The organism is Paraburkholderia sp. EG304, assembly GCF_046543485.1.
Lineage (GTDB): Bacteria > Pseudomonadota > Gammaproteobacteria > Burkholderiales > Burkholderiaceae > Paraburkholderia > Paraburkholderia youngii.
In genome coordinates this window covers 1-9900 of sequence record NZ_JBKGUA010000108.1, presented here as the reverse complement: position 1 = coordinate 9900, position 9900 = coordinate 1, and the positions used below count along the sequence as shown (strand labels likewise).

Below are 9900 nucleotides of genomic sequence, written 5' to 3'. Positions count from 1 at the left end.
CAGGAGATGGCATTGGTTCCACCTGAATAAAAGGCATTGAGCATCAAATCGACATCACAAACCGGCGCAGCGACTCATTGAAATGAAGTGCTGCTCGCCGGCGAGGGGTATTTCAACAGCCTGCTAGAGAAGCCGTTTCGGCGCTGCAAGCCGGCGGGCAGCAGGAGTTGGGGTATGGACGAAACGTACATTCGCGTGAGGAGCGAGTGGAAATATTATTTGTACCGCGCCGCGGACAAGGCTGGCAACACGAACGCTTTCCTTCGGCGAGCCCGTCGTGACAAGGCTGCGGCCCGGAGAGACTTCGAAAAGGCGATGACCCTGAACGGTGAACCGTAGGCTGTGACGATTGATAAAAGCGGATCAAATCTGGCGGCGCTACAAGCGCTCACCGCCGAACGCGAGACGCCGATCAAGGTCTGCCAGAACAAATGCCCGAACAATTCAACGATCTGCTACTGAGCAATTCTACTCGCTGGCGAAATAAGCAATTCTATGCTATCGCGCTTTGCTATGACTGTGTCCTTTTCGCGACCAAATCGTGTTGGGACCGACAAGGCTTACGACATGTGCGACTCTGTTCGTGATTGCCGGACGCGCAACGTGACGCCCCATGTGGCGCGCAACGTTGCTCATCAAGACGGAAGCGCGATTGATGGGCGCGCTTCGCGGCACGCCGGTTACGGCATCAGCCAGGTGAGACTTAAACGCATCGAAGAGTACTCCGGTTGGGGCAAGACCATTGGCAGAATTCGGCAGACCAACTATCGAGGCATCAAGCGGGTCACCAGCACTTCAGACTGACCATGCTGGCGAGCAACCTGACCGGAATGGCCCGAATACTGATGGCCGTGCCGCGAGGAGCAGCGCAATGAGTCGCCGGACGCGGCCACCGGGCGAAAACGCGCCGGCTGGCTCACTCGCCTGTGGTGTGCCCCGGACGATCCATGTGCAACTCAGCGACGAATTGCATACGAAATCCCTTTAAACATTGCCGCGGTTGTCAAAACGAGGCGATTTTCGACAGCCTGTTAGGTCCTCGACCTCGCATCAAACGTGGGAAAGGCTGATCAATCGGCTAGGCGGTCGTCGGTGACGAGGACGAAGACGTTGTAGCAAGAGGCTCACGAAACGGTCCCACGATCATGAAGCGGTAGCTCGGTTTTGCAGAAGTAGGAAGTCTGGACAAGAAGCGAGTGATCAGGCGTCAGCGTTTCCTTGCAGAGATGGAGAAAGTGGTACCGTGGGAGCGCTTGCTGTTGGCGACCGGGCCGTACTACCCGAAAGGCGAATGGGGCCGCCCGCCGATGGGACTTGAGCGGATGCTGCGGATCTACTTTCTTGAACAGTGGTACGGCCTGACGGATGAAGTCCTTGAAGACGCGCTGAACGACAGTTTCGCGATGCGCGCGTTCCCGGGCATCGACTTGGCGCGCGAGAACCTACCGAATACCGCCACGCTGTGAAGTTTCGGCGCCTGTTGGTCGCAGCATGAGTTGACGCGAAAGCTGTTCGATGAGATGGGCATCGCGCTATGCGAGCGCGGGGATGAAAGAAGGCACGCCAGTGGATGCCACGATCGTCGCGACACCGCCGTCGACGAAGAATGTCGAAAAGAGCCGTGCCCCGGAAATACACCCGCACGGATGCTTAGAATCAGCCGTCGACGACCGTCCTGTTTTTAAAAGCCGCGAGTCGCACCGCCAAGCCATCGGCAATCGGCAATCGGCTCATTGATCAGCGTTTCGCAAGGAAGCAGTTCATGGACAGCAATGTAGTACCGACGTTCCTACGCGCTCAACTTAAGCGGGGACTTCTCGAGGTCAAAGTCGACGCCGCCGCCTTGCCCGCGGCTACCCTGTTCGGTTTCGCAGAGCGCCGGAATCCAAAGCGGGCATTCCTCTTCGTGTCAAAAGTTCTGGGGCGACTCGTGCCGACGCGGCCATCGATCATGGCTGCCAGTTTCGAGAGCCTCGTCAGCGAGATCCCAGCGGACCTGCCCGGCCCAGTGCTGGTAATAGGCGTCGCCGAAGCCGCAGTTGGCCTCGGTGCCGGCGTGCACCGTGCTTACAGTGCCACGCGTTCCGACAGCGTGTACCTCACCAGTACCCGTCATCCTTTGGGTACTGACCTCTTTTCTCGATTCGAGGAAGAGCACAGTCATGCCAGCACCCAGTTAATCCACCTGCCAGTCGATCCCGAGGTTCGTGATTTGATGCTCCAGGCCCGATCTTTAATCTTGGTGGACGATGAGGCTTCGACCGGCAAGACCTTTCTCAACCTGCACCGCGCACTAATCGAAGCCGGCCTGAACAAGATCGAGCGAGTGGTCACGTGTGTCCTGACGGACTGGTCTGGGGGTGCTGTGCGTAAGGCCATCGGAGAGTCGACCACCGCCGTATCCTTGCTGAGCGGCTCGTATCAGTTCCACGAAGATCAGTCCGCGCCTCTGCCGGATATGCTAGGTGTCGGCGCCGTTTCTATAGGCGGATGGCCTCTCTCGCCCCGCAATGACTGGGGGCGCTTGGGCGTTCGCCACGTGGACGACACGCTCGCACCGAACATTCAAATCCAGCCCGGCGAGAAAGTCGTCGTAGTGGGTACCGGTGAGTTCGTCTGGCGTCCCTTCCTGCTGGCAGAGCGCGCGGAGCGAGCCGGGGCAGACGTCTACTTCAGCGCAACCACCAGGTCCCCTATAGCCATAGGCCACGCCATCGAGCACGCGCTGTCGTTTCCTGACAACTATGGCCTCGGTATTCCGAACTTCCTCTACAACGTGAAGCCCGGTGAATTCGACCGAGTTCTTATCTGCACAGAAACCCGGCGCAAGCGCTCCCTGCAGAACTGGTTGATGTCCTGAATGCGGAGATAATTTTCGATGAGCAGTAATCGTCCGCTGATATTCGTGGACCTCGACGACACCCTGTTCCAGACCGCAAGTAAGATGGCGGACGCCACCCCACGAATCATCGCCACCCTGGACGTGCATGGGCAGCCCAACGGGTATATGAACCCGGTCCAGAACTTCTTCCTGAACTGGCTGCTGGCCTCGGCCGACGTCGTTCCGGTTACCGCACGTAGCGTGGAGGCCTACAACCGCGTCAAGCTTCCTTTCACCGAAGGTGCAATCTGCTCCCATGGAGGCGTGATGCTCCGCCCTGACGGATCGCTTGACCAGCCCTGGCACGCACAGATGGCCGAGTCGCTCCGGACCTTTCAAGACCGGCTGTCGACACTGAGGGAGGCCACCCTGCAAATCGGCAAAGAACTGGGCTACTCCCTGCGCAGTTGGGTAGTTGAAGAGGAAGGTCTGCGCCACTACGTGCTGACCAAACACAACGAGTCCAACGACTCGGTGCTCACCGAGTTGCTGACCGAAGTTCAATCTCGAAGCATGTTGGAATGCATGCACACCCACGTTAATGGAAACAACCTCGCCTTCCTGCCTGCGGGTTTGGAAAAACGCTTCGCCGTTCAAGAATGGTTGCGCCGCGATCGTGAAGTCCACGGCGAGCGGCCGGTCCTGGGCTTCGGTGACAGCATCTCCGACTTGGGGTTCATGGACCTCTGTCACATGTGGTCAACGCCGGCGCGCAGTCAACTGGCAACAGTAGTGAAGGGGCTCATCAATGAGTAATCCTCTCGCCACCCTGAGCACCGTCGGCAGCGGCAGCTACGCCCCTGAAGATGTGCATTTCCTTTTGCAACGCGTGCAGATGAGCTCCACTACCGTTGAGGAAAAGGAGCTTCTGATTCAGACGAACCGGAAGCACTACTCTGAGATGATAAGCTTCGAGCAGGCTCCTACCGACGTGCACAAGGGTCTCTACACCCATGCCTTGGCGCGGAACGGCGCTCGTATGGCTTCCAATGTTCAGGCCTTGGCATTGGCATTGAGTGCCGCTTACACCGGGCCGAGCATCGCCCTGGTTTCATTTGTTCGCGCAGGCGTGCCCCTCGGTGTCCTGCTGCGCCGGGCACTCGTCGAAATGGGCCGCGATACTCACCACTACGGTGTCAGCATCATTCGCGATCGCGGGATCGACATGGTGGCTCTGGAAGCCATCATCCAGCTGCATGGGGCCGAAAAGATCGCCTTCGTGGATGGTTGGACCGGCAAAGGCGCAATCTCCGATGAGCTCAAGCGGACCTTGGACGACGACAAGCGCTTCCCAGCAGAGCCTCGCCTCGTTGTTCTAGCAGACCCCTGCGGCCGCGCTTGGCTGGCTGGCTCTGCAGAGGACTGGGTAATTCCGTCCGGCATCCTCGGTGCAACCGTGTCGGGCCTCGTATCCCGCACCATCTGGCCGACTCAAGGTGGGCTTCATGGTTGCGTGACATACGACCACCTGCCTAAGCATGACGTAACCCGAGAGTTCATCGATAAGATCGAGGCCGAACGTGGGGCGCTGGGCGAAGTTTATCCCGCAACTCCATGGACCGACGAACAGCGATTGGAGCTCCAAGCGTCCGCTGATCACGTGGTGTCCTCACTGGCAACGCGTTTTGGCACCTTCAACTTGAATCGCGTGAAGCCGGGTATCGCTGAGGCAACCAGAGCTGTTCTGCGTCGTGTGCCCGATCACGTTCTGGTACGTGATAGCAACGACAGCGACGTGCAATTGTTAGTGCATTTCACTGACCGCGCGGGCGTGACCGTAGAGGAAGCTGGCGCGGACCTGGGTCCGTATCGTGCCGCGACAATCACACGGAGTCCCAACTGAGGGGCGACATTTCTACGTTCGCCCTCGGGGCGACTCTGTAGATGCCGGCTACCCGCGGTGACATGCTGGACGTGGTTTTCGGCACCAAGATCTCAGAATTGTGCTCACTTGTGGTGTGCTTGGAAGACGCGGTGGCGGCGATCGACGTCGAAAGCGCGCTCGCGAACCTGCGGGCGCTCCTCATGGATGTTGAGGCTTGGGGCGGCCGCCCTGAACATGGTCTCCTGCTGTTCCTCCGGCCGCACGATGCTGCGATGGCAGCAGTGCTGAGTGACTGGCCGCTGATGAAGCACGTCGACAGGTTCGTCGTCCCTAAGTTGACACTGAAATCCCTCCAATCTTGGGAATACGCGGTGAGCACCTTGGATCTGTGCCTCATGCCCACACCGGAGACAGTCGACGCGTTCGACCCTGGCCCAATGGTGGAGCTTGGCCAAGCTCTGAAGGCGAACCCCAAATCAGCGCATCATCACGCTGCGGATTGGCGAAAAACCTCATGGGTTGTCTTGGTCTGCGACACAATCCGGCCGAGGCCGTGTAAAAACGTGCTTGATCGCCTAGACTAAATCAACCTGTTGGCGCGAGAGGGGAAGATGGGGCGATTTGTCGAAGGTGCAGACCGCAATCAGGCAACGCTGCTGCCGGAATGTCTCGATGACTTTATTGCAGAAGACAATCCCGTCCGGATCATCGACGCATTCGTTGAAGAACTCGAACTGGTTTCTCTGGGATTTGAAGGCGCCACGCCTGCAATCACTGGTCGACCGTCTTACCACCCCACAGTGCTGCTCAAGATCTATATCTACGGCTATCTCAATCGCGTGCAGTCGAGCCGACGTCTGGAGCGGGAGTGCCAGCGCAATGTCGAACTGATGTGGCTGACCGGCCGGCTTGCGCCAGACTTCAAGACGATTGCCGAGTTCAGGCGCAGCAATGGTGATGGTATTCGCAACGTATGCCGTCGCTTCGTCGTGATATGCCGTGACCTGAAGCTGTTCACACAAGCGGTCGTGGCCATCGACAGCAGCAAGTTCAAGGCGGTCAACAGCCGCGACAACAACTTCACGCCCAACAAGATTGCGCGGCGTCAGGAGCAGATCGAACAAAGCATCCAGCGTTATCTGGATGCGCTGGAGACTGCCGATCGCACTCAACCAGCCGAGGTAGAAGCGAAGACTGAGCGGCTACGGGAGAAGATCGAGACGCTGCGCGAACAGATGCGCGAGCTGGATCACGCGGCAGAGCTTCTGAACGATCTGCCGGAAAAGCAGATCTCGATGACCGACCCCGACTCACGCTCGATGATCTCGCAAGCCAAGGGTACGGGCGTGGTTGGCTACAACGTCCAGGTAGCCGTCGACACCCGACACCATCTCATCGTCGCCCACGAAGGGGGGTGCGGCGGAATTCTTGGACTGATTTATGCCGCAATTCCGAGACTCTGCCGATATTCGACCGGGCTCAGGAAGCCGAGCGAGACCTTGATCCGCTTTGCGTTGTACCAGCGGATGTACGAGTCAACGACTTCGATGAATTGATCAACGCTCGTGGCCCGCCAGTCACGAGGATAGAATAACTCCGTCTTGAGGCGCCCGAAGAAACCTTCGCAGGCTGCATTATCCGGCGAACATCCTTTGCGCGACATCGAACGAATCAGCCTGGCATCCTGCATCCGTGAGAGCCATCCTGGCCAGCGATAGTGCGCACCGCGATCGGAGTGAACCACGGGCCGCTGCTCGCAGCCAGCAACCGACTCGATCGCCGAATCCAGCATGGTATTGACGAGTTCGGCATCCGGGCGCGTGCCGATTGACCAGCTCACTACGAGACCGTCGAAGCAGTCGATCACAGGTGACAGATATACCTTGCCGTCCGGGATCTGAAATTCGGTAATGTCGGTGAGCCATTTCTGATTTGGAGCGTCGGCACAGAAGTCACGATTGATGATGTTCTCCGGCGCGGGGCTTATTTCTCCGCGATAGGAGCCGTAGCGACGTCGTCTGGTCGTGGCAGCGGCCAGACCTTCCTGTCGCATCAAACGTCGCACTACCTTCTCCGAGATGAAGATCTGCTGCCTGCCCAATGCCGCGCGGATCCGGCGATATCCATAGCAACGGTGATTGAGTTCGAAGATGTCCGCGATGACGCGACGCGCGCCAGCGTGCCTGTCAGCAACCAACAGACGTGCACGGTGATAGAAGTACGAACTTCGGGCAAGCCCCATGGCGGCTAACAGCTCCGGCAACGCATAGGTCTGTTTCAGGGCATCAACCAGCATCGTCTTCTCCCGGTTGCTCAGGAGTTGCGGGTCGAAGCCCATTCCTTTTTTTATCAGTTCGTTCGCCTTCTTCAGGATATCGTGCTCAAGCTGCAACTGCCGGATGTCGCGTCGAAGCGATTCGACCTATTGTTCCAGTTCCGCACGTTCATGGTCCGGCGCTGGCTGCTTTTTGCGTTTCATCGATGCTGGAACCTCTCGACCGAGTAGCTGGTTCTTCCAGTTATACAGCGTCGGCCTACTCACGCCTGTTCTCTCGGCAACCACGCGTGCGCTTTGCTCTCTGGTGCACAGCTCGATGACCGCCGCCTGCTTCACTTTATGTGATTTTGGAACGCTACCAACTGATCTGCCAACAGTACGTTTTCTGATCTCAGGGCACAGTTCTTCGATCCAGGCTGCAAGCGTCTCGCGACTCGGATAGCCCAAAGCCCTCAAGGTTGCGGCAGCACAGCGGTCATGGCTCAAATAATGATCGACGGCAACCTTCTTCTGTTCAGCCGAGTACCGCGGCCTCGAACGGACATAGCCATCCCGTAGATCATTGCACTGTTCGTATTCGCGACGCCAGGCTTTCAGAGAATTCTTTGTCGGGTAACCCAGCTGTCGGATGGTCGCCCCGAGGCGCTTTCCCAACTTTAGATAGAGCCGAACCGCTCGAAGACGCTCTTCATACGAGTACATGAACTACCTCCAGGTAGTCCAAGTTTTCGTCCGCACCCCCCATCAAAAATATTGCCTCCAGCATAAATAGTCTTTGTTTGATGTGGTCGCCGCTATTGCGGTATAAACCCGAGTACTAAATTTTATTCGCGAAGAATTTCAGATCATCGAAAGTGACAATTGACTATCCCTTACACGAAATCACTTTCACATCAAGATCTATTATAAAATTCATTATTTCATGTATAAGTGATTTATGGATGCCCCCCCTACAACATAGATGATTCGAGACAATGAAGAAGAGCCTTTTCGTTCTTACGTTTGCGCTCGGCGCATCTTATCACGTGTCTGCTGCAACGTTCGAAGGCTGCCCGATGCGCGGCGAGATCAAGATGGCAGGGAGTGTGTACACCGCAACAGCCAGCGATAACGAGGGTATATGGCTAGGTATTGTGAAAGGGCCGGACGAAGGTAGTATCAAGGAATTTTCCTCGGCCACGTTTTATCCAGCGCAGCTTGATAATGCCGGCACCGGTCAATCAGCGTTAGTCAAGTGCTCCTACGAACTTTCCAGGGGGGGCTATGTAAATCTACAGTACATACCTAGGTCCCCGCTACCGGCTTTGGATTTGCGCGATCTGAATCAATGGCGCAGAAAAAATGGCCCGTACAACCCTGACTACTACGAGTGCACTGATCCGGCCGCTTGGCGTTGTAGGTTCGTTGTCGTTCGACCGTCTTGAGCAATCGGTGAAAGCTTGAGCAGCTTCCAGTAAAAGACGTGTTGGTGCAATCGCAGAAGCCGTGACGTCTAGCGTATCTCGCAGCACCGTCAACTTGTCGGCAGTAGCGTGGAATGCGCCGAAGAGTCAATCGCTAACAAGACAGTCAACGGATTTTGAGCCATGTCGGCGAATTCCCGCCACGCAGCGAATCGGGATGCGAGTTGTTTGCGATCCAGATTCATCCAACTCATTCAGCAACGTGACAATATCGTTAGAAATATTTAGGGAAAGTCTGCAAAAGTCCTGGCGTTGACGTCCCGGTGGACTATCCTGGGAGAATGCAGGTTTAAGGGGTACCTCGATGACACAGCCCGGTCTTGGTCTGGATCTGTCAACGAAACGCACGCGCAAGCGGAAACTTCTCGATGAGATGAGGCGCGTTGTCCCATGGTCGAGGTTGATTGCGTTGATCGAACCGCACTATCCAAAGGGGTAAGACTGGAAGGCCGCCGTTTCCTATTGCGACGATGCTGCAGATCCACTTCATGCAGCAGTGGTTTGGTCTGTCAGACCCGGCGATGGAAGAAGCGCTTTATGACGTGCCGCTGTATCGTGAATTTGCTGGGCTGGACGAGGGTATGACGCGTTTGCCGGACGAGAGCACGATTCTCCGGTTCCGTCACCTTCTCGAAACGCACGGCCTGGCTGCGCAGATGCTCACGCTGGTCAATGAGATCCTGAGCGAGAAAGGCGAGAAAGGCTTGATGCTGAAGGTGGGGTCGGCGGTCGACGCTACCTTGATTTCCGAACCCACTTCGACGAAGAACGGCTCTGGTACACGGGACCCGGAAATGCACCAGACGAAGAAGGGAAATCAATGGTACTTCGGGATGAAAGCGCACGTCGGCGTGGACGCAGAGTCGGGCCTGGTCCACACGGTCATCGGCACAGCCGCCAACGTTCATGACATCAATGCGGCCGAAGCGCTGTTGCACGGCCAGGAAATGGATGTGTACGCTGACGCCGGATATCAGGGTATCGAAAAGCGCTGCCAGGTAAGCGCGGTTCGCTGGCATGTCGCGATGCGACCAGGCAGGCGCAGACAACTGGACCTAACCGATCAGCTGGACGCGATATTCGATCGGATTGAACGCCTGAAGGCCGGCATCCGCGCCAAGGTTGAACATCCGTCCCGCGTCCTCAAACAGCAGTTTGGCTATACAAAGAGCCGGTACCGAGGGCTGATGAAGAACACCGCCCAGATCACGACACTATTTGCTCTGGGCAACCTGTGGATGGCACGCAAGGCTTTGTGGAACCCTTGAAACGCTCGCAGATTCAGGCCGCGAATCTCGGCAAACAGTGGTCGTCACGCTTCAAAAGCTAGCAGGCTGTTGAAATACCCCTCGCCGGCGAGCAGCACTTCATTTCAATGAGTCGCTGCGCCGGTTTGTGATGTCGATTTGATGCTCAATGCCTTTTATTCAGGTGGAACCAATGCCATCTCCTG

The 9900-nt window shown here is 57.0% G+C and carries 6 protein-coding genes and 5 pseudogenes; 10 read left to right on the top strand and 1 reads right to left on the bottom strand.

All coding sequences use genetic code 11. From position 1 onward, the window contains the following. Positions 1-120 precede the first annotated feature (120 nt). From ACLFKU_RS41265 to ACLFKU_RS41230, 8 genes and pseudogenes are all read left to right on the top strand, one after another. A pseudogene (locus tag ACLFKU_RS41265) lies at positions 121-444 on the top strand (DDE-type integrase/transposase/recombinase); the annotation flags it as partial. A 99-nt stretch (positions 445-543) separates the two neighbouring features. Next, positions 544-875: pseudogene (locus tag ACLFKU_RS41260) on the top strand (transposase); the annotation flags it as partial. A gap of 306 nt (positions 876-1181) precedes the next feature. Beyond that, a pseudogene (locus ACLFKU_RS41255) lies at positions 1182-1638 on the top strand (transposase); the annotation flags it as partial. Positions 1639-1762: 124 nt separating this feature from the next. Continuing rightward, positions 1763-2860 (top strand): phosphoribosyltransferase domain-containing protein, encoded by a 1098-nt coding sequence (locus ACLFKU_RS41250; protein WP_410853054.1) that lies wholly within the window; start codon positions 1763-1765, stop codon positions 2858-2860. Between the two features lie 18 nt (positions 2861-2878). Further along, positions 2879-3637: a trehalose phosphatase gene (locus ACLFKU_RS41245; RefSeq protein ID WP_410853053.1), complete on the top strand. Its 759-nt coding sequence runs from the start codon at positions 2879-2881 to the stop codon at positions 3635-3637. Then, on the top strand, positions 3630-4724 hold the full coding sequence (locus ACLFKU_RS41240; RefSeq protein WP_410853052.1) for a cysteine protease StiP domain-containing protein: 1095 nt from the start codon (positions 3630-3632) through the stop codon (positions 4722-4724). The genes ACLFKU_RS41245 and ACLFKU_RS41240 overlap by 8 nt, the downstream gene beginning before the upstream one ends. A gap of 62 nt (positions 4725-4786) precedes the next feature. Continuing rightward, a complete protein-coding gene (locus ACLFKU_RS41235; protein ID WP_410853051.1) occupies positions 4787-5290 on the top strand; it encodes an HpcH/HpaI aldolase/citrate lyase family protein in 504 nt (167 codons plus the stop codon). Positions 5291-5317: 27 nt separating this feature from the next. After that, positions 5318-6115 (top strand): annotated as a pseudogene (locus ACLFKU_RS41230) (transposase); the annotation flags it as partial. Positions 6116-6144: 29 nt separating this feature from the next. Here the strand turns inward: ACLFKU_RS41230 and ACLFKU_RS41225 are convergent. Next, positions 6145-7686 (bottom strand): annotated as a pseudogene (locus ACLFKU_RS41225) (IS3 family transposase). Positions 7687-7958: 272 nt separating this feature from the next. Here ACLFKU_RS41225 and ACLFKU_RS41220 point away from each other — a divergent pair. Together ACLFKU_RS41220 and ACLFKU_RS41215 are read left to right on the top strand one after the other, a co-directional pair. Further along, on the top strand, positions 7959-8408 hold the full coding sequence (locus ACLFKU_RS41220; protein WP_410853050.1) for a DUF3757 domain-containing protein: 450 nt from the start codon (positions 7959-7961) through the stop codon (positions 8406-8408). 343 nt (positions 8409-8751) lie between these two features. Then, positions 8752-9715 (top strand): IS5 family transposase gene (locus ACLFKU_RS41215; protein ID WP_410853049.1). Its coding sequence is split into 2 segments (ribosomal slippage): positions 8752-8880 and positions 8882-9715, totalling 963 coding nucleotides; the frame shifts between segments, so codons are not numbered across the junction. The last annotated feature ends 185 nt before the right edge of the window (positions 9716-9900 follow it).

Coding starts and splice junctions, on each gene's coding strand:
- ACLFKU_RS41250 (WP_410853054.1), top strand. CDS start 1,763: ATGGACAGCAATGTAGTACCGACGTTCCTACGCGCTCAACTTAAGCGG.
- ACLFKU_RS41245 (WP_410853053.1), top strand. CDS start 2,879: ATGAGCAGTAATCGTCCGCTGATATTCGTGGACCTCGACGACACCCTG.
- ACLFKU_RS41240 (WP_410853052.1), top strand. CDS start 3,630: ATGAGTAATCCTCTCGCCACCCTGAGCACCGTCGGCAGCGGCAGCTAC.
- ACLFKU_RS41235 (WP_410853051.1), top strand. CDS start 4,787: ATGCTGGACGTGGTTTTCGGCACCAAGATCTCAGAATTGTGCTCACTT.
- ACLFKU_RS41220 (WP_410853050.1), top strand. CDS start 7,959: ATGAAGAAGAGCCTTTTCGTTCTTACGTTTGCGCTCGGCGCATCTTAT.